Genomic DNA, 26,693 nt, shown 5'->3' with positions numbered 1-26,693 from the left:
CTATGGGAAAGCGAGGAGCAATCATATGAATTATGCGAAGCTTGGAAATACAGGCTTGGATGTGTCCCGGCTGTGCCTTGGCTGCATGGGCTTTGGATCGGCAGAGGGCTGGGTTCATCCATGGGTACTTGATGAAGAGAACAGCCGCCCCATTATTAAGAAAGCCTTGGAATTGGGCATCAATTTTTTTGATACGGCAAATGTTTACTCACTTGGACATAGCGAGGAAATCGTGGGGCGTGCTCTGAAGGATTATGCCAATCGCGATGAAATCGTGCTAGCCACGAAGATTAACGGACGCATGCACGAAGGTCCGAACGGCGCCGGACTTTCCCGAAAGGCCATCATGAGTGAGATAGATAAAAGTTTAAAACGACTGGAAACCGATTATGTGGATTTGTACCAGATTCACCGCTGGGATTACAACACGCCCATTGAAGAGACAATGGAAGCCTTGCATGATGTGGTGAAGGCCGGTAAGGCCAGATATATTGGAGCTTCAGCCATGTATGCATGGCAGTTCCAAAAGGCATTGTTTGTTGCCGAGAGTAATGGCTGGACTCGATTTGTATCCATGCAGAACCATCTAAACCTCATCTACCGTGAGGAAGAGAGAGAAATGCTGCCTCTTTGCAAGGAGGAGAAGATCGGCGTGATTCCATATAGTCCGCTTGCCGGTGGGAGATTGACAAGAGATCCGCAGGAATCCACGCTTCGATCCGAAACCGATCAAATCGCAAAACAGAAATACGATGGGACCGCGGCATCTGATCGCTTGATTGTTGATCAGGTTGCAGCTATAGCGAAAAAACACGGCGTTCCGCGCGTTCAAATCGCACTTGCCTGGCTGCTGCAGAAAGAGCCGGTCACGGCTCCCATTGTTGGCGCTACGAAGCTATCCCATCTTGAGGATGCGGTCGCGGCTCTTAGCATAACATTAACAGCTGAAGAAATTGCATCATTGGAAGAACCGTATGTACCTCATCGGATCGTGGGACATCAGTAATGGGTGCGAGTTGAACAGGGGTGAAACCTATACGTTGGAGACGAGACAAAAATATATATGCTTTATAAGTCGCCATATTGGCGGCTTTTTTGTTTTGTACCATTCACTTGAATGTACGAGAAGAGGTTGAAGATCATTTTGGGGTGCAGAATTTTGGCGATATGAAAAAATTTACCTTAACAAACAATGGATATTTTGTCGATAAATATATGGGGTAGTAACAACAAACTTATCGACATAGGAGGCAGAATATGGACTATTTACAGTTAGGAAAGCAATTCATAGACGGGGAATGGAGAGATGGTAGTAGCAGTATAACGCTGCCTGATATCAATCCTTATAATGATGAGGTAATCACCGCATTTCAAATCGCCAGCGTTGCAGACATTGATGCTGCTTATCAAGCGGCCTGTAGAGCTCAGCTGGAATGGGACAAGGTTAATCCTTACAATAAACGCGATATCCTTGAGAATGCCGTTAAATATATTGAAGTGAATGAGGAAGAGATTACGTCCATTATTGTTCAGGAGCTGGGCGGAACGCGGTTGAAGGCCGCATTTGAAATCGGTCTTGTGAAAAATATCATAAAGGAAGCAGCTACATTCCCTCTTAGAATGGAGGGTAAGATTCTGCCTTCTGTAGAGAACGGCAAGGAGAACCGGCTGTACCGTATGCCCGCTGGCGTAGTTGGGGTGATCAGTCCGTTTAACTTCCCTTTCTTCCTGTCCATGAAATCAGTTGCACCGGCGCTGGGTGCTGGCAATGGAGTGGTACTGAAACCGCACGAGGATTCACCTATTACGGGTGGAACTCTGATTGGCAAGATTTTCGAGGAAGCCGGTGTACCGAAGGGCCTGTTGAACGTAGTGGTGACAGATATCAAGGAGATCGGCGATGCGTTTGTTGAGCATCCGATCCCGAGAATCATTTCCTTCACGGGTTCCACTAAGGTTGGGAGCTATATTGGACAATTGGCTGTCAAGAATTTCAAAAAACCGCTGCTGGAGCTTGGGGGAAATAGCGCGTTCATTATTATGGAGGATGCGGATATCGACTACGCGGTGCAAGCGGCGACATTCAGCAGATTCACGCACCAAGGTCAGATTTGCATGTCGGCCAACCGAATTCTGGTACAGAAGACGATCTATCAGGAATTTATCGATAAATTCGGAGCGAAGGTCTCTACGCTTACAACAGGTGACCCGAGTGATCCTCAGACCATCCTTGGACCCGTCATCAACAACCGTCAGGCAGAGACACTGCAGCAGCTGATTGCACAGGGCATTGAGCAAGGGGCGGTTCCGCTGTTGAAAGGTCAGATTACGGGCAGAATGGTGGAGCCTACCATCCTCATAGACGTCAAACCGGATATGGTGGTAGCGCAAGAGGAGCTGTTTGGCCCGGTTGTGTGTATCATTCCGTTCGAAACAGAAGCAGAAGCTATTGAAATTGCCAACCATTCACGTTTTGGGCTTAGCGGGGCTATTCATACCTCCAATCTGGAGCGTGGGGTAGAGATGGCGAAGAAAATCCACACTGGTATGATCCATGTGAATGATGTCACGATTAACGACGAGCCGATTGTTGCTTTTGGGGGAGAGAAACAGTCCGGGCTGGGCCGCTTGAATGGGGCATGGAGCCTGGATGAATTCACCACGATGAAGTGGATATCGGTTCATTACGGACAAAGGAAATTCCCGTACTAAGGGCTGGGGGGGAGATAGGATGGTAAATGTGACTGAAGTTCAAACACAGCATGAGCTGATCCGAGCTTTTGTAAGGATAGCTCCACTGCTGAATAATCTTACGAATGATGATATCACCATTGGCATATATGATACGGAGAAACTGATCATCAACTATCCGGGCAAAACGTTCTCATTGAATGTGAGCCCAGGTGACCCTTTAATGGAAGGGGATATCGTCACCAACGCGATCAGGAATAATACGGCTCTATCCGCGGTCGTTCCGAAAGAGCTGTTTGGTTTCCCGCTTGCTGCACGCGCGATCCCGCTGCATGACGAGCAGGGCCGCGTTATTGGCGGCGTAGGCATGGGGACCAGCCTCGAGAAAGCGAATAAGCTTTTTGAGATGGCCGAAAGCTTCTCTGCTATTGTCGAACAGACAACGGCGTCCATTGAAGATATAAGCCAATCGGTTTCTCACCTCACCGAGCGTGTAACCAACGTAACGACTCAAATGAAGGACGTCAGCTCAAGTGCTCAGCAGATCGGTAAGATTTCCACCGTGGTTAAGGAGATTTCAGAGCAGAGTAACATGCTGGGGCTGAATGCTTCCATCGAAGCAGCAAGAGCAGGTGAAGCGGGAAGAGGTTTCTCCGTCGTTGCCGATGAGATCCGGAAGCTGGCGACCATCTCCAAAGAGAATGTGGATCGGATTAATGGAATTACGAAGAATATTCAGGAACTGCTGCTGGGATTAAATCATGCTTTTTCTGATATTCACACGTTAACTGACAGCCAGTCAGGGGCGATTCGAGAATTCTCAGTAACGATCCAGGAAATTAGCAATAAAGCCGAGGAATTAGCCCAGGTGGCAGAAGAAACTCTTTTCTCAAAAGAAAGCAAGCCCATTGTTTAGTATCGAAGAAGCCGCGATCATGCGCGGCTTTTTTTGTTAGAAACCGACGCGGGTGAGATACAGTCACGTTAATATGGTTAATAAGTTCATAGAAGATCAGTCAGCCCGATGATAGGATATAAATACATGTAGGGCTCTTATTTAGGGGATACTATTTGTCGATTCATTTTAATATTTTGAAGAAGGAGCCTTGCACAGTGGTAGACTTCCTAATGAAATTCAATCCGATTACGCAAGCATTCATTGCGACTTTGTTTACATGGGGAATGACTGCATTAGGGGCAGCCCTTGTGTTTATGAAAAAAACATTAAACCAGCGACTATTGGACAGCATGTTAGGTTTCGCCGGTGGTGTCATGATTGCCGCTAGTTATTGGTCTTTATTAGCGCCAGCTATAACCATGTCGGAAGGAAATCCCATAGGGAACTGGTTTCCGGCAGCCTTTGGATTCTTATTAGGCGGGGTATTTCTGTGGGGAATTGATAAAATATTACCTCACCTTCATCCCAATTCTTCGATTGCTGGTGCGGAAGGATATCTTCCAAAACGAAGAAAAAGAAGTACATTGCTGGTGCTCGCCATTACGCTTCATAATATTCCGGAAGGCTTGGCAGTAGGGATAGCCTTTGGTGCGCTCGCCAATGGGGGAACCGAAGCTTCCCTGGCTGGTGCTCTGACGCTGGCCCTCGGCATTGGCATACAAAACTTCCCGGAAGGCGTGGCGGTTTCCATGCCTCTAAGAGGAGAAGGGATGTCTCGAAGAAAGAGCTTTTTCTATGGACAGTTTTCGGGTATGGTCGAGCCCATCGCTGCCGTAATCGGTGCAGTGGCTGTCTCATTTATTGAACCTTTATTACCTTACGCATTAAGCTTTGCAGCTGGAGCTATGATCTTTGTAGTAGCCGAAGAGGTTATACCCAGTTCGCAAGAAAAAGGCAATAAGGATCTAGCGTCAATGAGTTTAATGTTCGGCTTCACATTGATGATGATTCTTGATGTTGCATTAGGATAAATGACAGGAACATGTATGTATAGAGAATTCAATTTTCTTAGAGAAGAAGGCCATGAAGGATGATTCCTTTCATGGCCTTTTACTGAGCTAGGCTGATGATTGGTTCTTATTAGATAAAAGCACTTGTGATGATAACCAGCAAGATGAACAATACCAAGATTGCTCCTACACCGTTACCATATCCACCATATCCACCATATCCACCTTCTACTACTTCTCCCATGGCTCATTCCCTCCTCCTTGTAAAGCATATGATATTCTATGATGATCTGATGGAAAGGACAGGGTGTTCCGGCAATGAAGTTTTGAAGTGGGTAGATTCAGAGCTAGAGAGCGATAATGAAGCAGCTTAATTCAGCTTGATTCTGTTACAATAGATATACTATCTTATAGAAATGATGTTGATCATGAAAATTGAACTGGGACACCAACAAATCGAAATTCATGTGGAATACGGTCCACGGAAAAAACTCTCGATCCATATCCATCCCTCAGGGCTGGTTACGGTGAAGGCACCGAATTATACAAGTGATGATGTGGTGATACATACCGTAAGGCAGCATGAGAACAAGATATTGAAGCAATTGCAAGCCATCGAAGCAGCACGTACCTCACCGAAGGTCAGGGAATACGAAGAGGAAGGCAAGTTCCTTCATCTCGGCCGATATTGTTCGCTTCATGAGTTAATCGAGACGAAGGGGCGTACGGAAGAAGAGCTTCAGAACGATTTGAAGAAGTTCTATTTCGCAAGCTGCAAGAAGGTAGTCGGTGAACGCATCAAAATCTATCAGAAGCTGCTGAAAGTCACGCCTAAATCCTTCATCATCGAGGAGTCCCGAACAAAATGGGGCAGCTGCAGCTCGGCTAAACATCTCACCTTCAACTATCGTCTTGCGATGGCGCCCATCGAGGTCATTGACTACGTGGTCATTCATGAGCTTTGTCATCTCTTGCATATGAACCACGATCGATCCTTTTGGCGGCTTGTCGGAAGTGTAATGAAGGATTACAAGGAAAAGGAAGCATTCCTCGCAAGGTATGGTAACGCCATGACATTGTAACGCTTCAAGAAGCTCCGTGGAGATGCTTGTGGACAAAACACCTCTACTCGGGGTGAATCTGTCACCCTGTATGATCTATCCGTCTACATCAATGCCATACGAAGTGGATGGGATTACACGCTTGTGAACAATATAATGGGCATAATAAACGCCGATTTTCTTAAGGATGAATTGCATTTAGATAAGCAGCTGAACAAAAATCAAGATAGAACTTCATGTGGACGATAACTCAAGTTATCACAAGAAGAGAACGCCTGATTCAGGCGTTCTCTTTATATTCTTTTCAAGCCTGTTTTGTTCCAGGACGGTCTTTTAAAACCGCCCTGTAGCCAGCATACGTTCTCTGGATATGCGGCTGAGAGAGAGGACGACCGCCTGCGCTGCTCCATAATCATGGCTTGATAGAGCTTGAAGTGTATCCCGGTTGATTCCGATCGCGCTGTAATGCTTGATATGTGGAGTTTGCTTGAAGCGGACGATCGCATACATGCATAATTTATCTCGAAAAGAGTCAAACGTGCTCAGCATCACGCCGTTGCCCAAGGATTCTACAATTTCTCGCATTAATAGGAAATGATGCTTGGTGTATAACGGATAATCATCCATCTGCTCGGCGATTCGCTGTGCCTCAACATGAGCTGCAAGCGACTCCAGGTTTAGGCGAATCTCCCGCTTCGGGTCTTTCATGATTTCGAAACAATAGAAGAGCATGGACTGAATTTGTTCAATTAAATCGAGAAACTCCTTGCTGCTCACTTCCTTGACCAACACGCCGCGATTTTTGAGAGAGGTAACATAGCCTTCCGACTCCAGACGGGCAATCGCATGGCGGACCGGTGTACGGCTCATTTGATACTCCTCGGCTAATTCATTCTCCGATAGCAGGGTGCCCGGCATGAGTTCTCCGAGAACCATCCGCTCACGCAGCAGCAGGTATGCTGTGTCGACAAGCGATATTTTGTTCATATAAGTAGTTCCTTTCTGCCCACGACCAGTGTTTCTTGAGATGGTCTCTTTCGACACTCCACGTTATTTTAACATTTTACCCTATATTAACAGTCTTCTAAGAAGGTGCGCAACCAATTCGGAAATTTAACAAACCTGTTCATCTGCGAAGATATCCTTCTTACATTCAACTTGTATCCTACTTGTGTACCACAGAATATGAGATCTATTTCAGGAGGATATAGGATGCTAAAAAACAAAAGACACACAGGTCGCCAAAGTTTGATTCTAACGCTTGTCATGATGATGGTTATTCTCTCTGGCTGCGGAACTGCCGCAAGTTCCGAATCCGGGAACGAAGGAATTCCGGAAGTCATCCGTGTGGGCATGATGCCAAGTGAAGAGGGGGAGATGAATCGTTCCCAGGAGCAGCTGGCCAAAGACATTACAGATGCAACAGGCATTCCTGCCGAAATATTTGTAGCTGAGGATTACAATATGGTTATTGAAGCGCTTCGTGCAGGTAAAATCGAGATTGGACTCATTGGTCCGTTTGGCTACATCATCGCAACGGAGCGGGCGAACGCCAAGCTGCTTGTCCGTTCTGAAAGTGGACAATCATCCAACACCGTCATTCTCGTTCGTGAAGACTCCCCTTATCAAAGTGTAAAAGATTTGAAAGGCAAAGATTTTCTATTCGTCGATCCGGCATCGACTTCAGGTAACTTGTATCCCCGTGCCACGCTGATGAATGAACTCGGCCTGGCAAACAATGAGCTGGAATCCTTTTTCGGCAGCGTCGCCTTCTCGGGCGGACATGACAAATCGCTCCTTGCCCTGGCAAATAACAATGCCGACGCAATCGGAACGTCCAGTTTGATGCTGCCGATGCTGGCAGAATCGGGTCTTGTTAAAGAAGAAGATTTCCGCGTGATCGCCGAGTCCGAGCCCATCGTTGGCGGTGCTCCGCTGCTGTATCGGCAAGATCTGCCTGAAGAGCTGGTAACCAAGCTTCGAGAGCTTATGCTGGATTATCACACTAAAAATCCTGAGTTTATGGAAAGCGTAGGCGCTTCTTCATTTGTAGAGGGGAGCGACAGTGATTTTGATCCGATTCGTAAAGTCGCTAAAGCGCTTGAAATGTCCCCTGAGGAATTGCTGAGCAAATAGAGATAAACAAGGGAGGATTTAAACATGACACTATTGCAAGTGGAAGGCCTGTCTAAAATATATCCGGATGGAACCAAAGCACTTGACAACCTGAATTTAGAGATTCGTCCGGGAGAGTTCGTTGTTGTTATCGGACCCAGTGGTGCCGGCAAGAGCACATTGCTGCGCAGCTTGAACCGTATGATCGAGCCGACAAACGGGAAGATACGTTTTAAAGGCGAGGAGACAATGGGGATCAAGGGGAAAAAGCTGCGCGAAATGCGCCGCCATATGGGCATGATTTTTCAGGGATATAATCTTGTCACCCGCGTAACGGTAATCAAAAATGTGCTTCATGGCCGCCTCGGTTATATGAGTCCGTTCAAGGGCGCGCTTGGCCTCTACTCCAAATCGGATACGGAAGCTGCCAAGAGCATGCTGCAGCGTGTCGGGTTATATGAGCAAATGTACAAACGCGCCGATGAGCTTAGTGGAGGCCAGCAGCAGCGAGTAGGGATTGCGCGAGCCTTATCCCAGAAGCCGGACTTGATTTTGGCGGATGAACCGATTGCGAGCCTGGATCCGGCTTCCTCCGAGACGATCATGCATTATCTGTACACGATCTGCAAGGAGGAGGGCATCGCCTGCCTGTGCAATCTTCATCAGGTTGAAATCGCCAAGAAGTATGCCACCCGCATCATTGGCATCCACAAAGGTTCCAAAGTGTTTGACGGGTCCCCCGAGGAGCTCACAGATGATATGATCCAGCTCATCTACAACCAGAGCCATGCTAAAGTGAAGGAGACCGCCTGACATGAATGCGGCACAAATGCAATCCGCTCGTAAAATGAAACGGACCCAGACGATACTGTTCCTCATCGTGCTGCTGGCTCTTGTTATCTGGTCTTCAATCGGCGCCGAATTTTCGCTTCCCGCGCTGTTTGCAGGGGTGGGGGAAAGCTTTCGCTTTATCTTTCTCGATTTTCTGCCGCCGGATTTCTCTTCACTGCCGAAGCTCCTCGAGCCTGCGATGCAGACCATATACATGAGCGTCGTGGCGATGGTTATCGGTTCGATTGTAGCCGGACTCCTGTCCTTCTTAGCGGCAGCCACGACAAGTCCGCATCCTTATCTGCAGGTGTTTGTCCGAGCGGCTACGTCGTTGTTCCGGAACATTCCGGTTGTCATCTGGACTATCCTGCTGGTCGCAGCTTTCGGGCTTGGCACTATCGTTGGCACGATGTCGCTCATATTGATCTCGATAGGCATGCTGACCCGATCCTTTGCGGAGGTGCTTGAGGAGATCGATATGGGTCAGGTAGAAGCGGTTCGCGCGGCTGGAGGTAGTTATTTTCAAGTATTGTCTCAAGCGGTCATCCCGCAATTCATGCCTGGATTTATCGGCTGGAGCCTGTACAATTTCGAAATTAATGTGCGCGCTTCGACGATTGTCGGGATGGTTGGCGGGGGAGGCCTCGGTTTTATTCTACAATCCAATCTGAAATTGTTTCAGTACCAGAAAGCCAGCATGGCTGTACTTCTCGTGCTTGTCATTGTTCTTGTAGTTGAAACGATCACCAATCGTGTAAGGGAGCGGATCATATGAGGGCGCAATGGAATGAGCCAAAACCATCCCTGACGGTGCTTACGTCTATGGCGGAGCCCAAAAAACCCAAAAAGAACCACCTTCTTGTGGTGGGAATGCCTCTTGTTGCCTTGCTGTTTGTGTTCAGCTTAATTCAGCTGCAATTCGACTATTCCCGGATCGCCGCAGGTTTCATGAAGCTCATGGGCATTGTCCAAGTCATGTTTCCTCCCGACTTTACGGCGTGGCGGCATGTGCTTCTGGCAGCGATGGAATCGTTGCAGGTCGCCATTCTGGGAACCGTGCTGGGTATCCTGATTGCTTTTTTTCTCTCCTTTTTGGCAGCAAGCAATCTGACGCCCCATCCGTTCATTGCGTGGATCATCCAAAGTGCCGCTTCGCTGCTGCGTGCGATACCGACTGTCGTGTGGGCGCTTATTTTTATCGTGTCTGTCGGGCTTGGATCGCTTCCAGGCGTGCTGGCCATTACCGTGTCTGCGGCAGGCATGCTCATTAAAGTATTCGCGCAATCGCTGGAAGAGGTTGATAAAGGCGTGCTGGAAGCGATGCAGGCCACCGGCGCCAGCTGGCTTGCCATCGTCATGCAGGGTATTTTGCCAACGGTAAAGACGGCCTTTATTGCCTGGTGCGTACTGCGGTTCGAGGGGGACCTTGGAGAATCTACGATTCTTGGCGCAGTCGGTGCAGGCGGTATCGGATATGAGCTGACCCATGCGATGAAATCGTATAATTTTGCCGGGGCTTTGTTTGTCGGTCTCGTTATCTTTATCATGGTATTCAGCGTAGAGCTTGTGGCGAATCGATATAAAATGAATCTGAAAGTTCGTAAACACTAACCACTTGTTAAATAAAAATAGGAAATGAGGAGTTCTGATCATGTCTATATCAATATCAAACAACCTAGTAAAGCAGGGCCCCTTAGTTCAAGCCAAATACAGCGTTAGCAACCGGATTACGATGTCCTGGAATACGGCTGCACATGTTGAGGTCGAGGGCATCTACCTTTCAAATCAACTGGAATTTGACGAGTCCCAAAGCGCGCGGCTTGAAGCTCATATTGATCTGGAGGCTGCTTCTGTAACAAGAACACTGTCCCTGGGTCGCAATTACTATCACGTAAAGTTCAACGATGGCTCTGTCTCAACAATATATGACCGTATGATCAATACAGACGGAGTGATCAATTTCCGTGATATGGGCGGATACCTTACAGAGGATGGACGGACCACTCGCTGGGGAGCACTGCTTCGCTCCGCCGATCTGCATGAACTGAGTGAGCAGGATCTGCATATAGCAGGTACACTCGACATTGACTGGATATGCGACTTGCGCAGCGATTTCGAGGTAGCGAAACGTCCGAGCCCCGCAATGGGCAAGGCAATCAATACGAATATCCCCTTTATGGCGGAAGCTAATCCGGAGGATATGGAGAAGATCGGACTTGACCTGAACGCAGGTTACAAAGCCATGATGATGAATACGGAGAAGTGTTCGCTCATTCTTCATGAGCTGTTACAGGAAGGTCGGTACACGTCTTTGTTCCACTGTGCTGCCGGCAAGGACCGTACAGGGGTGGTATGCGCGCTTATTCTTCTCACGCTGGGTGTGCCGCGCGATGTGGTCATCGAGGATTACGAATTGACCAATCTGGCGGTGGATGAACTCATGAAGCGTTTCCTGGCAGACAGCAAGGATTACATGGACCATATGCCTGAGTTAATGGGAAAGACAGGAGAGATCCCGGAAATGATGAAAGCTAACTTTATACAGGCTTCGCTCGAAGCAATTGATGAGAATTACGGATCCTTTGATCGGTATCTTCATGAAGGGCTTGGCGTTACTGAGGAAGAAAGAACGGTACTTAAAAACAAGTACTTGGTATAGATGGACGTCTTACTCGTAGATAATGATCAGCTCAACCGTACCCATACGTTCACGTACATTCCATCCTCATAATCTGCGGATTGTTAAACTATACGGTTGGTTTGTCTTGAATGTTCAAACACCCTCTTTAAACAAGAGGGTGTCTGGATTTTTATTCATACATGTTGGCTATAAAGCGGCAAGCTGGTTACCAGCCAACGCGGATAATGAGTCCTTTTGGATCACCTACCTCTAAATAAGCGGCTTGACCGTTGACATCATCATAGGCAAAACCGTATGCCAAACGGTCGATGCTATGATCATGCCAGAATTTCGCATAAAAATTCGCTGGTGCAGCTTTATAATAGTTGGATACCGTATTCCAGTCGCTCGTTGTGTATACATGACGGTTAATGGCTGCGCAAGTGGCAGCATCTGTAAGCGCACCATCACATCTTAGAATGTCCTGCGTGCTGTAGCTTGAGTATCCGCTAAAATAATTGGCATTGGCTCCGCCTGGAGCAAAGGAGCCATGAATCGGTGCTACAATCCGGTACGGAGCCTGTATCGTTGCAAGTGATTTGAAAGCGGCAGGCACCTCATTCTGATATTTGGTGAATATCCCGGCACGGGTTTCCGATTCAAGCTCGCCAACGGTCTTATCGTAGGAGCCCGATTGGTTTACGAGACGATGTTGAATGGGGAAACCAAAACCATCAACACGGGTCGTATTTCCATGATACCCTGCGTTGTCAATCGTAAATTCGACAAAATCGAAGTAAATGTTCCGGTTCGGATCGGTGGGATTGTTGATATCAGGTCCGGCAAATCCATCGTTGTAAGTCTTAATATAGAGCGGTGTGCCTACGCTTAGAAACATTCGGCCGGATGTAATTTTGGGCAGATTCACCCACGATGCGTCACTCACGGTATGATAGATATTGGCATAATTGATCCCATTTTTAGTCAGATGTCCGGGCGCATCATTCAGAGCCGTAGAAATCGGCACCAAATTTCCGCTTAAATCCAGATAACTCCACTTATTGTTGGCAGGGTTTATGCCGAGAACGCCCCAGTATACTTGGTTGTCGGCGTATGCGCCTCCTGTGCCGTTTAATATTTTCATGGATATGGAGCCGCCTGGTGCAACGGGAATGGTGGACGGATTGATGTCGTAGATGGAACCGGAAGAATTGGATGGTGGAGGAGTATTGCCAGCAGTATATGTGAATGTGCCGGTATCGTAAGCGGGAGTTCCATTGTTGTAAGTGAAGAAATAAGTAATAACGGAGCCACTGTTTATGCCTGAGATGGCCTGCTCATATCGGGATTTGCCGCTATTATTGGCCATTCGATAATTTTGCTGGGGGCCGCCATTAATTTGATAATGAACATCCACCCAGCTCGTATTCACGGTTGATTTAAACCAGACCGTCGCCACAGCCCCGGATAGTTCAACCCCTTGGGTGTAGTCAGCAGCCTCTGCTCTGGAATTAAACAAGGAAAAGGATGTAACCAGCATGAACAAGACTAGCAGGGAAGACAAGCATTTTCTCATCATTGTTCCTCCTAAGTATGAAATTAGATTACAAGATGCATCTGCTGGGCAGGGGGGCTCAGCGACCCATTTTACACATATCACCCTCTTCATCAAAAATAATATATATAAACCAATAAATGCGCTTACAATCAGTATTATAATGACATCTCCGAAGCAATTACAGGAGCGAGATTTCGGATGAGGGATTCAAAATTCGGGTCAAATAGGATTGACAGTTCAAGAGAAAAGCAATTATACTCTGAATAAACTTAATCGTTTAAGTTAAACTTGAGCGGCCATCATAAACGTTATTTTAGTAAGGATTTACACATCATCGATGAGACAAGAAAAAGGACTATATATCACTTTCACTTAATCGATTAAGTTGTAAATATTGAAATGAAAGGTGGAATAGAACGAATGGAATCCCGGATTCTTAGCTTATCTGGTCTTAATGCAAGTCGATTGAACAACGAAAGAGATGCCTGGATCTATTTGCCTCCAAGCTACGATGACTTGCAAAGCCTAAGGTACCCCGTGCTTTACATGCATGTTGGACAGCATGTATTTCAATCCCGCAAGCGATCGGGAGAAACCTGGGGGCTTCGGGAGACGCTGGACGGTTTGATTCGAAACGGTGAGATCCAGGAGATTATAGTGGTTGCGGTTGAACATAAGCAAAACGAGGGAGCGAGTGAGTATTTCCACGATCAATGTGCGTATCCGATTCAAATGCTGGGTGAGCAATATGAATTTTTCCTGATTTACGAGTTGAAGCCGATCATCGATCGAATGTTTCGGACGCTGTCGGACGCTTCCCATACAGCACTGATGGGTTCCTCAGCCGCAGGACTTGCGACTTACAACATCGGTATGCGGAATCCTGATGTATTCGGTTTGCTCGGGATGCTGTCCCCGTTCTTTGTCCATCTGGATGAAGAGACGTTTGTCGAACAGAAGCAGTATCGGCCGCATAAGCCAAATCCCGGTCAAAAGCTATGGCTCGACATCGGTGGAGCCGAAGGTTTCTTCATGCCGATTCACGTTCGTTCGGTGGCGGAAGAACTGTTAAGCAGCGGTTGCGTACAAGGGGAGACGTTGTATTTCTACGAGGAACCTGACGCCGCGCATGCTGAGACCGATTGGGGAAGACGTGCGCAGCTTCCGCTGCGATTCTTTTTTGGCAGGGAGGGCGTCTCCCAACGAGTTGACTTGTTCGGACCTGATACGGTCGGAATGGAGGGGGCTTCCGCAACGCTAAACGCAGTCGTAACGCTGGACAACGGGTTGATGTACACCGACTTAGAAGGAGGCTATACCGTCGATCATCCCGCAATTCTGGAGGTGACGCCTGAAGGAAGGCTGCATCCTAGGAAGCCGGGAGAAACGATCGTTCGATATCAGAACCGCAATTTACAGGCAAGCATGAAAATCGCGGTCGTAGAGAAACTCTCGGCTACCGTCACGGTGGAAGTAGAGGTGAGTGTACCGGACACGACACCTGAGGATGCATCCATTCATGCGGTATTTAAGCTATCGAAGGTCCGAAAGGGTCTCTACAGGGGTACTGCCCGCCTTCCGAGGGGAGTCTGTTTCCGATTCAAGGTTTCACGGGGGTATGAGAAGGAAGAAGCGGATGATCAGAACCGCCCGGTACCGTACCGAAGATTAAACGCTGACAGAGATCAGAAAGTTTCGTATATAGTGGACAATTGGATTGATTTGCCTGCAGGAGAACATACGAAAGGGGAGCTATCGTAATGAGTTGTGCCAGAATCATTACGTTTCAATCGTTCTATTCAACGGTCATGAATAACGTCCGCGACATTCACATTTATTTGCCGCCAAGTTACGACCGCGATACACAGACGCGGTACCCGGTTCTATATGTCCATGACGGGCAGAATGTATTTCATTCTGGCTTTAATGGTCAGTCCTGGCGTCTGGACCATGTGTGCAACCGGCTGATTTCGGAAGGCCGGATGGAGGAGATTATCATTGTTGCCATAGGCAATGCGGGCTTGCTCCGAAACGAGGAATACGCGCATGGAGGCCCATTTGCAGAGCGGTTGCCATATCCATGCCGTGGAGAAGCATACGAACGCTTTTTAATCAGAGAGCTGAAGCCATTCGTAGACCGATCCTTCCGAACGAAACGTGAAAGCCGTGATACGGGACTGATGGGTTCCTCCAGAGGAGGGCTGGTCACGTATCATCTTGGTTTCAATCGACCCGACGTTTTCGGCAAGGTGGCTATGTTGTCGCCCTATTTCTATCAATATCATGAGAGTTCTTTAAGCCATGAACCCATATTCAATCAATATGAGGAGAAAGGACCTCTTAAGCTCTGGATCGATACCGGGGGCATGGAGGGGATGACAGTGCTGGCGGACCACGTCCGGGAGATGGCCGCACGCCTCTTGCGTCTAGGCTATCGTTATGGGGAGGAGCTGGCTTTCGGGTATTTTCCGGAAGCAGTACATAACGAAGAGGCTTGGGCGGATCGGGTTCATGGACCGCTGCTATTCTTGTTCGGTCATCTGGGGGAACCAGACGGAGTGGAGCTCACAGGCAGCCGGGTGGCGGGGATGGAGGGTAAGCCGACCTATGTGCACCCGTTGCTCCGGTACGCAGGAGGCCTGACCATCGTGGACGGAGAAGCCGAACTCGTATTGCATCCAGAAGACAGTGCGCATATCGATGAGCATGGTTTGATCGTACCACGGTCAATAGGTGATTGCTGTGTGCGGTATGAGAAGGGCCGACTCGGCAGCGCCCTCCATCCGTTGACCGTGCTGCCTCATCTGCGGGAGAAGGCGAACGTTGCGATCCGAGTGCGCGTGCCGACGGATACGCCAGAAGACGCCAGAATTCATGCGGGGATTCCGCTGGTGAAGAAGGGGGTTGGCATTTATGAAGCCGAGGCCGAGCTTCCGTTAAATGCAGGATTCTCTTTTCATATCACCGAGGAATCAGGCCTTATGGAAGCGGATCATGAGGGAAAAGTTTCTGTACAACGACACTTCGTTGTGAACGGTGATTTAAAATTACAATACGAGGTAATCCAATGGACGCGGGGACAGGCATTCTAATCCTAAGGTAGCACCGCTTGATTGATGTTTACATGAGCATAAACCTTGTCCGCTTCGTTCGTTGACGTACGAATGAGCATTCTTTATGATTAACCTAGCAAACACGGCTTCTGATGCGAAAGCCGCCGATTGAGATTGAGTAAAGGATGCTGAAACACATGAAAAAAGTAACTATGAAGGTGATTGCCGAGGAAGCGGGCGTATCGGTGGCGACCGTTTCCTATATTCTGAACAACGTGAATAATCAATCGATCTCTGCCGAAACACGGGAAAGAGTAATGAAAGCTGCCCAAAGGCTCAATTATAAACGAAACTTAACAGCACTGGCGCTGAAAAGCGGCAAGTCGGAGCTGATCGGCGTTCTGTTACCCGATCAGACGGGTGAACCTTACTGGGCACGTTATCGGTATTCACAGGCATTGTATCATCTAGGGAAGCATTTGAACGACGCTGGATACCAGCTGGTCGTTTCTTATATCGACCCGCAATTCTCCAAACTTCCGATTCTGTTGGAGAGGGAGCTGGACGGGGTCTTCATTCTGAATGCTTCTTCCTCCATTTTTCATCGGATCTCCAAGCATTACGGTGTCGGGATTCCCATCATCGGGATCGATACATCGCTTGATGACCCTCTCTTCCATACGGTTGTCCCGGATTTTGAGGCGGGCATCGAGGAAGCTGCAAGGCGACTTGGAGCCGAGCCGCAATTTCTTCTGATCGACCATTATGTCGATCACGGCATGACGGAGCAGATTAGGGAAATGGCCGGCATGGACGAGAAGCGGATGCATGTTTATTCCAGCGCTTCGGAGCTTGAAAAGTTTCTCGCTCAATACTCAGGTCTACCGGGCGTTGTCATCAATGAATTCTTGTGCGAACAGGCACTCCGTTTTGACACCGCAGGCAGGCTCGCCGCTTTGTGTACAAGCGGTTGCCCAGAACTAATCTCCGGGAGGGCGGAGACCGTTGTTTTTGATGCTGACGCTTACCGGGAAGCGGCCGAAGTTATGATTCAGTACATTGCCCGCCCACAGGATCATTATCCGAACAACCATATTTTACAGAAGATCGTTCATGGGGAGACGCTAGCATAACAAGTGTAAAAAAACGGCAGTCGGTTAACATCGGCTGCCGTTTTTTCGTGCTTGATGCTGCAGCTGCACACCATCAACTTTTTAGATATTGCTCTTATAAACGAGTGTGGTGCTAGGGTAGAGAGCGGTTCATTGTCAACATTTGCCCAACACCTGCGCAACACCGTTTCGAAATTCCGTTGGTGCGACTCCTTTCCACTTACGAAAGGCTTTGCTGAAATGAAATTCGTCGCTGTAGCCGCAGGCGTGAGCGATTACGCGCAACGTATGATTTGTATAGGTCAGGTAGCGTTCGGCGTGCTGCATCCGGATGGCGGTCAAATAGTCTTTGGGCGGGAGGTGGATGTGCTTCAGGAATAGTTTTCGCAGATACGAGACCGAAATGGCGTGCTCCCGAGCCATCTGCTCGATATGAAGAGGCTCCGCGAAATGATTCTCGATCTCCTTCTTAATGCGAGCGTATCGTTCAAAAGCCTGCTCTTCTTGCACAGGAGTCTGTTCCTGCTGATGCAGCTTTGCGATCAATCGGAGAAGAATGGCGCTGCTCTCCAGCTCACTGTCGGGATTAGTCGGTACCCACGTATGCGTAACGTCCCTGAAAGTAGAATCCAGTTTTAGAGCAATATCCCCATTGAATTTCTTGACGAACGGCAAATCCAGTCGAGGAACAGCTGCCGGCATCTGCCATTGACCCGTGGAAAAATGCACAGCGCAGCATTCAAACAACACCATGCTCATGAGCAGGGGGGATTCGGTAGAGCTTGCCATGCGCATACGCAGCCCAGGCTCCATGTAAAACAGCATACCTGGTTCGACTTGATACGTTTGATCCGTATGAAAAACACCGCTGCCTTCGTGAATCCAATAAAAACTGTGCAGCGTGGTGTTGTTTCGTATGTCCGACCAGTTGGAGGAGGTCATCTTTTGGAAACACCAATTAATTCGCACAACCAAGTCCTGCATCTGATACATAGCAACTCACCTTCTGAAGTCGATTTTTTTGGTAAAGTGATTAGAACGTGGTTCTTTCTTAAGTTTATCCTAACCACGGGTTGAATTCCAATTTTCAAAAGAGCGATTTTGACATGTAAATGCCCTTCTTGGCTATGGTGTTCGGGAAGGGGTTCTTTTATGTTTATTAAAAAGGACGATTAAAAGGAGGCCTACTATGATTCGACTATTCAGCACGCACCAGATTCGTAAGAGCACGGAACTTGAGGGACTTTGGGATTTCACGCCTGCTGCTTATATGGGGGAAAAGGTAGGAGCGTATCGATATCGATTACCGGTACCGGGCTGTTGGGAGATGCATCCCGAGTTTGGTAACTACCGGGGGATTGGCGTCTATAGGCAGAAGGTAACCCTTCATCAACGAAGTAATCTCCGCTTGGAATTCAAAGGCGTTAGCCATACGGCTCATGTTTATTTCGATGGCGTAATGAAAGCCTGTCATTATAACGCATATACTGCTTTTGAGTGTGTCATCCCTCAGGTAGAAGCTGGTACTCATGATTTGGTGGTCTACGTTGATAATTCATTTCATGAGGATTCCGCTCTCCATGTACCCAATGATTATTACACCTATGGAGGGATTATACGGCCGGTTGCCGTAGAAGAAATAAGCGATTTATACATTCAAAATGTCATGTTTACACCCGTCAGGCAGGGTCTTGGTTGGCATGGTTCATGGAAAGCGGTCGTCCGAAACATGGGTCAGGCAGAGAGAATGGTATCGATCCGAGGAATACTTGCAGGAATAGACGCGGAGCTGGGCAGGTCCCTGGTGAAGTCGGGAGAAACTGTGGAGATTTCTTCGTGGGTGGCATATCCGGATGTGAAGGAATGGTCATTGGAAAATCCCAACCTCTATGCACTGACAGCCATCCTTACGACAGAGGAAGGCTACGATTGCGATGATTGGCTGGATCGCGTAGGTTTCCGGACGATTACGACGGATAACGGAAAAATCCAGTTGAACGGCAAGGATGTCGTTCTTCAAGGAGTCAATCGGCATGAGGATCATCCCATGGCCGGATCAGCGCTTCCTCTTCATCTGATGGTGAGAGACTTGGAACTTATCACGGATCTGGGATGTAACGCCGTTCGGACGAGCCATTATCCCTACGATGAGCGTTTTCTCGATTTATGTGATGAACGCGGTATTGCGGTGTGGGAAGAGAATCATGCCAGAGGCTTGAGTCTGGAGCAAATGCTGAATCCGAATTTTGGCTGGCAGAGCGAGCAGGTGACACGTGAAATGGTGCAGCAGCATTATAACCATCCGTCCATTCTTATATGGGCCATTCTTAATGAATGTGCAAGTCATACCGAAGAGGGGAGAGCCCATTATGAGAAACAGCTGACGATCATCGGCGAGCTTGATCCAAGCAGGCCCCGTTCCTTCGCTTCCCATCACAGGGATCAAGAGAAGTGTTTTGACTTGGCGGAGATTGTGTCTTTCAATCTTTACCCCGGTTGGTATACCGATGAGGATCCGGGAGAACTGGCGGATCAGGCAAGGCTTTGGGCAGATGCGTTAGGCGGAAAGGGGAAACCCATGATCATGAGCGAGTTCGGGGGGGACGGGTTTTACGGATTCCGCAGTCCGAATCGGGAGAAGGGCTCGGAGGAGAGGCAGGCCGATATTATCGACAGCAATTTAAGGGCTTACCTGGAACGGGATTATATATCCGGCATTTTCATATGGCAATTCAGCGATTGTCGTGTGACGGAAGGCCTTGGCTGGCTGCTGGCCCGTTCATGTACACGTAACAGTAAAGGCATTGTGGATGAATATCGACGTCCCAAGCTGGCCTATGAAACCGTTAAGCGATATTTTCGGGGACGATGATGTTAGGTGAAGCGGCACATTAAAGCGCAACTTCTACCGATGCTATAGGAAAACAGCCTGTGATGGATACGCCAGGGAAAATGTTCAGCACGAGGGGTTTTGAAGGCGTCTGATTATATTGCGTGATGGCCGGGCTGATAGTCGAACATGCGTTGGATGCGGATTTCTATATAAGATTATGGCTGTCCCCCAAGATTGCTTCTGATTTTGGGGGACAGCCAGTTGCAGGAGTATACCAAAGCGCACCTCTTGCAGTGAGGAATCCCTCTCGTGCAGGCGCCGCAAGTCCCTCACTAATTCCCTATCGGTAAAACATTTAAGCCAGCGCCAACAACTTTTCCCCGTAATTTGCATCTTCCAGCAGCGGTCGGCCAATGGCTATTAAATCCGCCATTTGATCTGCTAGAATGAAATTGGCGAGCGCTTGGGTGCGGATATTGCCCACTGCAATGACGGGGATTTGTACATATTGTTTGATCATGGCAGCATAAGGGGTTTGGTAGCCTTCCGGTGTGGCTAGCGGAGCAGCGGGGACTAGGCCGCCAGAGGATACATGCACCGCATCAAGCTCAGCTTCCAGGTAGGTCAAGGCTAGCGCAACCTCGGCAGGGGTCAAACCGCCATCGGAAAAATCGGAGGCGGATACCCGCAACTGCACCGGGTAGTCGATTCCCACTTCGGCACGGATGGCTCCCAGCACTTCTTGGATGAACCGAAGTCCTCGCCAATAGAGAAACAGGAATAAGATTTCATCCGGGGGATAAGAATAGTTCACGATAGAACTAAGATAGAACTACTTATGAACCTTGTGGAGGATATGAAGCATGAGCAGATTAGCTGGAAAAGTAGCCGTCATTACGGGCGGAGCGGGTGGGATCGGCAAGATTACAGCCGAGAAATTCCTGAAAGAGGGAGCCAAGGTTGTCATTGTAGACCTCATGCAGGATGCCCTCGATAAGGCGAAGAGTGAGCTTGATGGTCATGGCGAGGTTATCGCCATTAAAGCGGATGTTACGAACGCTTCCGAGGTCGAGAGTTATGTGAAGAGGGCCATCGAGCACTTTGGCCGGATTGATGTATTCTTCAACAATGCGGGCATTGAAGGGAAAGTGGCTCCGCTTGTCGATCAGAAAGTAGAGGATTTCGATCAAGTCCTCAGCGTCAATGTTCGCGGCGTGTTTCTGGGGTTGAAATATGTGCTTCCACACCTGATCCAACAAGGCAGCGGCAGTGTAATCAATACTTCATCGGTTGCAGGACTTGACGGCAGCCCTGGCGTAGCTCCCTATATCGCTTCCAAGCATGCCGTCGTCGGTTTGACCAAAACGGCGGCGATTGAGGTAGCGGGATCGAACGTACGGGTAAACTCGATTCATCCATCCCCGGTGAATACCAGAATGATGCGTTCACTCGAAAGCGGCATGAAAGTGGATGAGCACACGCTTGCCAAAACCATTCCGCTCGGGCGTTACGGAGAAACCAGCGATATCGCAAATCTGGTTCTGTTCCTGGCATCTGACGAAAGCACCTTTATTACAGGTGCTCAATATCGGATTGATGGCGGTATGGGAGCTCTTTAACTGGTTTGCAGGATCTAGCACGTTAAAAAACCATCCAATCGTTCGTTAAATCCCTGAACGGTAGATGGTTTTTTTCAGTGGCAGCCCTGCTCCAATATTTCACGGTTTGTCTGTGCGTTTGATTTGGGTTTTTACGCTTCTCGGACGCCAGTTGATCATAAGAATCAGCTGATCTCTCATGTGAGTGACCGGATATTGGAAGCCGCTCTCAATCCAGTGAGACACAAGGCCAATCAAGGCATGCATGTTGTAGATAACCAGAAGCTCATGGTTGAGCTCACCGCTGGGATAATCCAGATCCTCCATGGCGATATGCTTTAATGCCGAGAACATTTTATCCCGCACAAGCGGTAAAACATCGCTTTTGAACAGGGCGGTATACACATCTGCATATAGATGGATATGGTCGAATATTTTCACTGCGTTGGCGGGCAGCTCATCGATATGAAACACATCGACTTCACCGTAAGGAGCCCTGTAGGAAGCGACCAGTTCTTTCATTAGCGGGGTGAGAATATCATCCAGCAGAGCTTCTTTGTTGTCATAGTGGGTGTAGAAGGTTCCACGATTATAATTGGCCAGCTCAACAATCTCCGTGATAGAAATACTGGAGAAGCTTTTCTGGGACAGCAGGGATAGCAGCGCTTGTTTCAATGCTTCTTTACTGCGGATGATCCGCCGATCCGTCATGTTTTTCGAGGTTTGCATAGATTCGACTCCTTTCGGTTAAATATAAAACGAATTTAAATATATAAAAAATAAACAATTCCATTCTTTTTGTTCATTATCGCACAGTTTCGCTTTTTTTAATGATTGTGAGTTATATCATACTATAGTTATACTAGAATTGACATATGTCGTACATTGAACAGTTGTTGAATGATGTTCGTCATTTCCATCGATTTCACAACCACTAATGGAGGTATGAAACATGAGATTATCTGGTAAAGTTGCAATTGTTACAGGTGCTGCTTCCGGTATGGGAAAAGCAATAGCTGAACTGTTTGCTGCCGAAGGGGCAAAGGTTGTTGTGTCTGACCTCCGTCTGGAAACGGCACAAGTTGTTGTTGACGGCATTGTAGCCAAGGGAGGCACAGCTCTTGCTCAGGCAGCAAATGTTGCCAAGGAGGAAGAGGTACAGCAATTGGTTGACGCTACCGTGAATGAATATGGAACACTGGATATCTTGATCAACAATGCGGGAATTATGGACAACTTTGTTCCGGCCGCGGATGTGACCGATGAATTGTGGGACCGCGTATTTGCCATCAATACAACCGGACCGATGAGAACCATCCGAAAATCGTTGCCGATTTTCCTGGAGAAGAATAGCGGTGTTATCGTGAACATCGCATCGGCTGGCGGACTTATGGGTTCCAGAGCCGGTGCAGCCTATACAGCCGCTAAACATGCTGTTGTCGGCTTGACCAAGAATGTTGGATTCCAGTACGCCACGAAGGGCATTCGCTGTAACGCGGTTGCTCCAGGCGGGGTTAGCACGAATATCAACACAACCATCAACGATCCGAATCCGTTCGGCATGGAAAGAGCAATGGCCGGTATGAACTTGAATCCCCGGGCAGGCGAACCGGAAGAGATTGCAAAAGTTGTATTGTTCCTCGCATCGGATGAAGCCAGCTTTGTAAATGGTACTGTCGTGACCGCCGACGCAGGCTGGACAGCCTATTAATAAATTATTGTTCCCCACGGGCTTTCTAAAGGATAACTCCTTTAGGGAGCCCTGTTTATTTTTTATCTAATGCGACGGATGTAACTAAACTTATCATCGGATAAATAAACCGCTATTCTTCTACGCAACCTATTGATGAGTTCATGGCTGTACATGATGAAGATACATAGAGGATCCAAATAGAGAGGAGCAGGCGGACTATGGAAATATTTCTGATGGTGCTAACATTTCTGGTCCTGGTCGGCATTTCCAACATCATTCATCGTTTTCTGCCATTCATCCCCGTTCCGCTGATCCAGATTGCACTGGGTATCGTTGCCGCCTATATCCGCGGATTTCATCATGTTCCGTTAAATCCGGAATTGTTCATGGTGCTGTTTATCGCACCGCTCTTGTTCAACGATGGTAAGCTTACACCGCGTGACGAGTTATGGAAGCTGCGATCCTATATCCTGCTGCTTGCTCTTGGGCTTGTGTTTGCTACCGTCCTGATTGCGGGGCCTTTCATTCACTGGCTTATTCCTGCCATACCGTTATCGGCAGCCTTTGCGCTGGCCGCGATACTTTCTCCTACCGACGCGGTTGCGGTGGGCTCCTTATCGGGAAGAGTCAAGCTGCCTGGGAAAATCATGCATTTGCTTGAAGGCGAAGCGCTTATGAATGATGCATCCGGACTTGTTGCGTTCAATTTTGCCATCGCAGCTACGGTAACGGGGTACTTCTCCTTAACCAATGCGATCGGAAGCTTCTTTGTCATTGCGGTTGGAGGAATCGTGGTTGGCGCTCTGTTAGGATTTCTTGTGATATGGTTCAGAATGCTGCTGCGTCGTCTTGGTATGGAGGACGTTACGCTGCATATGCTGATTATCATCCTGACACCCTTCATCATTTACCTGATCGCAGAGGAATTCCATGTATCCGGAATCCTGGCTGTTGTTGCAGCGGGTGTCACCCATGCGGTGGAGAGGGATCGCATGCGATCGGCTTCCATTAAGCTCCGCGTCGTATCGGACAGCACCTGGTCCGTCATTCTCTATACGCTAAACGGGTTGGTGTTTATCCTGCTGGGGCATGAAATTCCGGGAGTTATTAATCAGATATGGAGTGACCCGGCCTATAACAACGGACAAGTGGTCGGCTACATTGTACTGATAACGGCGGTGCTGATCCTGCTGCGTTTCGGTTGGGTGTGGGCTTCAACGAACCGGCAGTTTAAAACTTCTCTGTTGACAGCCCTGTCGGGAGTTCGAGGTGCCTTAACATTGGCGGCGGCTTTCTCCATTCCCTTGACACTTGCGGATCACAGCCCTTTTCCAGAGCGGAGTTTAATGCTGTTTATCTGTGCGGGTGTCATTCTGTTAACTTTGATTATCGCCAGTGTTCTGCTGCCGCTGCTTACCCGTGAGAAGAATACCGAGACGGTTTCAACAAAAGATCATGAGCGTGAAGCGCGGATGCATATGCTGCAAGCGGGTCTTCGGGCTGTGCGGGAAGAAATGACGGATGAGAACAAAGAGCAGGCCCTTCAGCTCATCTACGTATATACCAAGCGTCTTCAGCAATCTCAAATTTCGGATAAGGCCGACATGCGGGAGTTTTGGGAAGCTGCGATTGCGATTCGGCAGAAGGCGTTGGAAGCAGAACGTAACGTTGCGGAGGTTTGGCTTAAGGAAAAAAGAGTATCCCCTGACATAGCGGAGCTATTCCAATCTTCGCTCAACAGGGTAGAAATGCTGCTTAGCAGCCGTTATAAGTTTAAACTTCTGTTGAAAGCATCATGGCGGCATCTGAGAGGTCTGCTGCAAAAACCGGAGCATAAAGAGACCCCCATGTCTCCCGGTCATCCGGATTGGGAGATGTATAAAGATCTGAAGCTGGAGGCGATCCGCGCAGCGATACATGAGATCGAAGCCATGCAGCCTATAGAGAACCTGGAAATTGCCCATGCCGTTATCGCAGATTATCGCGCGATGGAGCATCACATCGAGAACGATCGAATATGGAGCCGAATGGAACCCGAGCTGAGCAGCGAGCGCAGAGAGCTTGAGCTTAAAGCAATTCAAGCGGAGCGTAACGAGATTCAGCGAATGTTTGAACAGGGAGAGGTGGATCGTGCGCTGGCAAACCATCTGAGGATGGATGTAAATTATCGCGAGGCGAACTTATTCGAGTCTCAAGAACTGGTTGAGAACGAGGGTCATTAAGGGAGAGCCCTCGTTCTGCTTGATGGAGTGACAGGTTTACGTTACAATAATGAGAAGCATGGGGTCAGCATCTTTTGCTGCCCACTTGCCATCAGGAACAGTTAATTCTTAACGAGGGGGAGGAACATGAGCATCCATAAAGAAGCGGCCTCCAAGAAACCTGCAACGGCCTGCCCGTCCACCTTCAAAACATTCAGTCTCGCAGTACAAGCATTGGTAGCTCTCGAACGTCACTCCGGCAAATGCTCAAGCGGTGATATTGCTTCGTATTTGCACTTGGAATCCACCTTGATTCGTCGTATTCTGAAAACACTCGCCCATGCTGATATGATTGAGTCGCGTGAAGGCAGGGACGGCGGTTACCGCCTGAAGAAGAATGCCAGCGATATCACACTGGCTGAAGTATATTCGATACTCCAGGTTCATAACTCCATAAGCGACGGCATGCTGGATGCCACGACCGGGCATTGCTTTGCAGCGGAAATCAGGGAGTCCTTTGCCGGAATTTTATCCGAGATTGAGGAAAGCACGCTGAAAATATTGGAATCCCGTACCATTGCCGACATGGTAGAACAGACGATATAAAATGTGTTGACAACGAATTTATGTCTGCTATATACTGTGCATTAAACAACACAGTTAACTCGCGATATAAACTGTGCAGAAAAATGCACAATATAAAATGTGGAGGGAATAAACCATGTCTACTGTAACCAAACCTGATTTCCAAACTGTAATTCAGGAACGTCATTCTGTTCGTCAATACGATCCGTCGGTGAAAATTCCGAGAGAAGAGATGGAAGCGATTCTGAAGGATGCTACATTGGCACCTTCTTCAAGCAACCTGCAGCCTTGGCGCTTTCTGGTGATTGATGATGCTGAGCTGTTGAAGAAGCTGCACCCGATTGCCAACAATCAGGAGCATGTACTTCAAGCGTCCGCAGTCATTGCTGTTTTGGGAGACTTGAAATGGTATGAGAAGGGCGAGAAAATCTATTCAATGTCTGAAGAAGCAGGTTATATGACCGAAGAGGTGAAGCAGCGCTTTATCTATGCAGCGGAGAATATCTACGCCGGTATGGATAATGACGTGAAAGAAAGCATTATCGACGTGGATGCGGGACTGATCTCCATGCAGCTAATGCTGAGTGCACGCTCCAGAGGGTATGACACCGTGCCGATGGGCGGATATAACAAAGTCAAATTTGTGGAAGAGTTCCATATTCCTTCCCACTACCGCAGTGTGATGTTGATTGCAATCGGAAAAGCAGCCGCTCCGGGACGGCAGACGGTAAGACTACCGCTCGAAGACGTTGCTTTCTGGAATGAAATATAAATCGTTATACAAAAAAGAAGGGGATCATCATGATGATCTCCTTCTTTTTTGTATATGGCCTG

The 26,693-nt window shown here is 48.3% G+C and carries 25 protein-coding genes; 19 read left to right on the top strand and 6 right to left on the bottom strand.

What is annotated here, in order from left to right; translation table 11 throughout:
* The first annotated feature begins 25 nt into the window (after positions 1–25).
* From B9D94_RS15170 to B9D94_RS15155, 4 genes are all read left to right on the top strand, one after another.
* Positions 26–1,006 (top strand): aldo/keto reductase, encoded by a 981-nt coding sequence (locus B9D94_RS15170; protein ID WP_006210139.1) that lies wholly within the window; start codon positions 26–28, stop codon positions 1,004–1,006.
* Between the two features lie 251 nt (positions 1,007–1,257).
* The gene (locus tag B9D94_RS15165; RefSeq protein ID WP_148247394.1) at positions 1,258–2,712 is read left to right on the top strand and encodes a benzaldehyde dehydrogenase; all 1,455 of its coding nucleotides are present in this window, start codon (positions 1,258–1,260) and stop codon (positions 2,710–2,712) included.
* 19 nt (positions 2,713–2,731) lie between these two features.
* A complete protein-coding gene (locus B9D94_RS31780) occupies positions 2,732–3,607 on the top strand; it encodes a methyl-accepting chemotaxis protein (protein ID WP_006210842.1) in 876 nt (291 codons plus the stop codon).
* Between the two features lie 197 nt (positions 3,608–3,804).
* Positions 3,805–4,620 carry a ZIP family metal transporter gene (locus B9D94_RS15155; protein ID WP_148248798.1) on the top strand — a complete coding sequence of 272 codons (816 nt, stop codon included), beginning with the start codon at positions 3,805–3,807 and terminating at the stop codon, positions 4,618–4,620.
* 109 nt (positions 4,621–4,729) lie between these two features.
* Here B9D94_RS15155 and B9D94_RS15150 read toward each other — a convergent pair whose 3' ends face one another.
* Positions 4,730–4,843: a hypothetical protein gene (locus tag B9D94_RS15150; RefSeq protein ID WP_006210840.1), complete on the bottom strand. Its 114-nt coding sequence runs from the start codon at positions 4,841–4,843 to the stop codon at positions 4,730–4,732.
* A 184-nt stretch (positions 4,844–5,027) separates the two neighbouring features.
* On the opposite strand from B9D94_RS15150, the gene B9D94_RS15145 reads away from it, so the two are divergent.
* Positions 5,028–5,681 carry a M48 family metallopeptidase gene (locus B9D94_RS15145; RefSeq protein WP_063479459.1) on the top strand — a complete coding sequence of 218 codons (654 nt, stop codon included), beginning with the start codon at positions 5,028–5,030 and terminating at the stop codon, positions 5,679–5,681.
* A gap of 312 nt (positions 5,682–5,993) precedes the next feature.
* On the opposite strand, the gene B9D94_RS15140 is transcribed toward B9D94_RS15145, so the two are convergent.
* Complete coding sequence (locus tag B9D94_RS15140) at positions 5,994–6,647, bottom strand: GntR family transcriptional regulator (RefSeq protein WP_006210838.1); 654 nt, start codon at positions 6,645–6,647, stop codon at positions 5,994–5,996.
* A 225-nt stretch (positions 6,648–6,872) separates the two neighbouring features.
* Here B9D94_RS15140 and B9D94_RS15135 point away from each other — a divergent pair, with 225 nt between their 5' ends.
* Genes B9D94_RS15135 through B9D94_RS15115 form a run of 5 tightly spaced genes read left to right on the top strand, consistent with a single transcriptional unit; the run spans position 6,873 to position 11,265 of the window.
* Positions 6,873–7,796 carry a phosphate/phosphite/phosphonate ABC transporter substrate-binding protein gene (locus B9D94_RS15135; protein WP_076152018.1) on the top strand — a complete coding sequence of 308 codons (924 nt, stop codon included), beginning with the start codon at positions 6,873–6,875 and terminating at the stop codon, positions 7,794–7,796.
* A gap of 24 nt (positions 7,797–7,820) precedes the next feature.
* Positions 7,821–8,588, top strand: coding sequence for a phosphonate ABC transporter ATP-binding protein (gene phnC, locus B9D94_RS15130; protein ID WP_148247393.1), 768 nt, complete (start codon positions 7,821–7,823; stop codon positions 8,586–8,588).
* A 1-nt stretch (position 8,589) separates the two neighbouring features.
* On the top strand, positions 8,590–9,381 hold the full coding sequence (gene phnE / locus B9D94_RS15125) for a phosphonate ABC transporter, permease protein PhnE (RefSeq protein ID WP_006210835.1): 792 nt from the start codon (positions 8,590–8,592) through the stop codon (positions 9,379–9,381).
* Complete coding sequence (gene phnE / locus B9D94_RS15120; RefSeq protein ID WP_148247392.1) at positions 9,378–10,217, top strand: phosphonate ABC transporter, permease protein PhnE; 840 nt, start codon at positions 9,378–9,380, stop codon at positions 10,215–10,217. Before phnE (B9D94_RS15125) ends, phnE (B9D94_RS15120) begins: the two co-directional genes overlap by 4 nt.
* A gap of 40 nt (positions 10,218–10,257) precedes the next feature.
* On the top strand, positions 10,258–11,265 hold the full coding sequence (locus B9D94_RS15115) for a tyrosine-protein phosphatase (RefSeq protein WP_148247391.1): 1,008 nt from the start codon (positions 10,258–10,260) through the stop codon (positions 11,263–11,265).
* Positions 11,266–11,452: 187 nt separating this feature from the next.
* Here the strand turns inward: B9D94_RS15115 and B9D94_RS15110 are convergent, their stop codons facing one another.
* Complete coding sequence (locus B9D94_RS15110; RefSeq protein ID WP_148248797.1) at positions 11,453–12,802, bottom strand: glycoside hydrolase family 64 protein; 1,350 nt, start codon at positions 12,800–12,802, stop codon at positions 11,453–11,455.
* Between the two features lie 402 nt (positions 12,803–13,204).
* On the opposite strand from B9D94_RS15110, the gene B9D94_RS15105 reads away from it, so the two are divergent.
* From B9D94_RS15105 to B9D94_RS15095, 3 genes are all read left to right on the top strand, one after another.
* Positions 13,205–14,545, top strand: coding sequence for an alpha/beta hydrolase-fold protein (locus B9D94_RS15105; protein ID WP_063479465.1), 1,341 nt, complete (start codon positions 13,205–13,207; stop codon positions 14,543–14,545).
* Positions 14,545–15,876, top strand: coding sequence for an alpha/beta hydrolase (locus B9D94_RS15100; protein WP_063479466.1), 1,332 nt, complete (start codon positions 14,545–14,547; stop codon positions 15,874–15,876). Before B9D94_RS15105 ends, B9D94_RS15100 begins: the two co-directional genes overlap by 1 nt.
* A 158-nt stretch (positions 15,877–16,034) precedes the next feature.
* Positions 16,035–16,970, top strand: coding sequence for a LacI family DNA-binding transcriptional regulator (locus B9D94_RS15095; protein WP_172963951.1), 936 nt, complete (start codon positions 16,035–16,037; stop codon positions 16,968–16,970).
* Positions 16,971–17,105: 135 nt separating this feature from the next.
* On the opposite strand, the gene B9D94_RS15090 is transcribed toward B9D94_RS15095, so the two are convergent.
* A complete protein-coding gene (locus B9D94_RS15090; RefSeq protein WP_063479468.1) occupies positions 17,106–17,942 on the bottom strand; it encodes an AraC family transcriptional regulator in 837 nt (278 codons plus the stop codon).
* 196 nt (positions 17,943–18,138) lie between these two features.
* Between B9D94_RS15090 and B9D94_RS15085 the strand changes: the two genes are divergently transcribed.
* Positions 18,139–19,821, top strand: coding sequence for a glycoside hydrolase family 2 protein (locus B9D94_RS15085; RefSeq protein ID WP_148247389.1), 1,683 nt, complete (start codon positions 18,139–18,141; stop codon positions 19,819–19,821).
* Between the two features lie 316 nt (positions 19,822–20,137).
* Here the strand turns inward: B9D94_RS15085 and B9D94_RS15080 are convergent, their stop codons facing one another.
* On the bottom strand, positions 20,138–20,596 hold the full coding sequence (locus B9D94_RS15080; RefSeq protein ID WP_006210825.1) for an oxidoreductase: 459 nt from the start codon (positions 20,594–20,596) through the stop codon (positions 20,138–20,140).
* 49 nt (positions 20,597–20,645) lie between these two features.
* Between B9D94_RS15080 and B9D94_RS15075 the strand changes: the two genes are divergently transcribed.
* Complete coding sequence (locus B9D94_RS15075) at positions 20,646–21,401, top strand: SDR family NAD(P)-dependent oxidoreductase (RefSeq protein WP_006210824.1); 756 nt, start codon at positions 20,646–20,648, stop codon at positions 21,399–21,401.
* Positions 21,402–21,500: 99 nt separating this feature from the next.
* Here B9D94_RS15075 and B9D94_RS15070 read toward each other — a convergent pair whose 3' ends face one another.
* Entirely contained in the window at positions 21,501–22,109 is a 609-nt protein-coding gene (locus B9D94_RS15070; protein ID WP_006210823.1) for a TetR/AcrR family transcriptional regulator, read from the bottom strand.
* 223 nt (positions 22,110–22,332) lie between these two features.
* Here B9D94_RS15070 and B9D94_RS15065 point away from each other — a divergent pair, with 223 nt between their 5' ends.
* From B9D94_RS15065 to B9D94_RS15050, 4 genes are all read left to right on the top strand, one after another.
* Positions 22,333–23,091: an SDR family oxidoreductase gene (locus B9D94_RS15065; RefSeq protein WP_036639390.1), complete on the top strand. Its 759-nt coding sequence runs from the start codon at positions 22,333–22,335 to the stop codon at positions 23,089–23,091.
* A 200-nt stretch (positions 23,092–23,291) separates the two neighbouring features.
* Positions 23,292–25,295 carry a Na+/H+ antiporter gene (locus B9D94_RS15060; protein WP_148247388.1) on the top strand — a complete coding sequence of 668 codons (2,004 nt, stop codon included), beginning with the start codon at positions 23,292–23,294 and terminating at the stop codon, positions 25,293–25,295.
* A gap of 126 nt (positions 25,296–25,421) precedes the next feature.
* Positions 25,422–25,880, top strand: coding sequence for an RrF2 family transcriptional regulator (locus B9D94_RS15055; protein WP_036639384.1), 459 nt, complete (start codon positions 25,422–25,424; stop codon positions 25,878–25,880).
* A gap of 115 nt (positions 25,881–25,995) precedes the next feature.
* Positions 25,996–26,631 carry a nitroreductase family protein gene (locus B9D94_RS15050; protein WP_036639381.1) on the top strand — a complete coding sequence of 212 codons (636 nt, stop codon included), beginning with the start codon at positions 25,996–25,998 and terminating at the stop codon, positions 26,629–26,631.
* The last annotated feature ends 62 nt before the right edge of the window (positions 26,632–26,693 follow it).

The sequence above is a fragment of the Paenibacillus sp. Cedars genome, assembly GCF_003184205.1.
Lineage (GTDB): Bacteria > Bacillota > Bacilli > Paenibacillales > Paenibacillaceae > Paenibacillus_AQ > Paenibacillus_AQ glucanolyticus.
The sequence above is the reverse complement of the archived record's forward strand: the minus strand, read 5'-3'. Positions and strand labels throughout refer to the sequence as shown.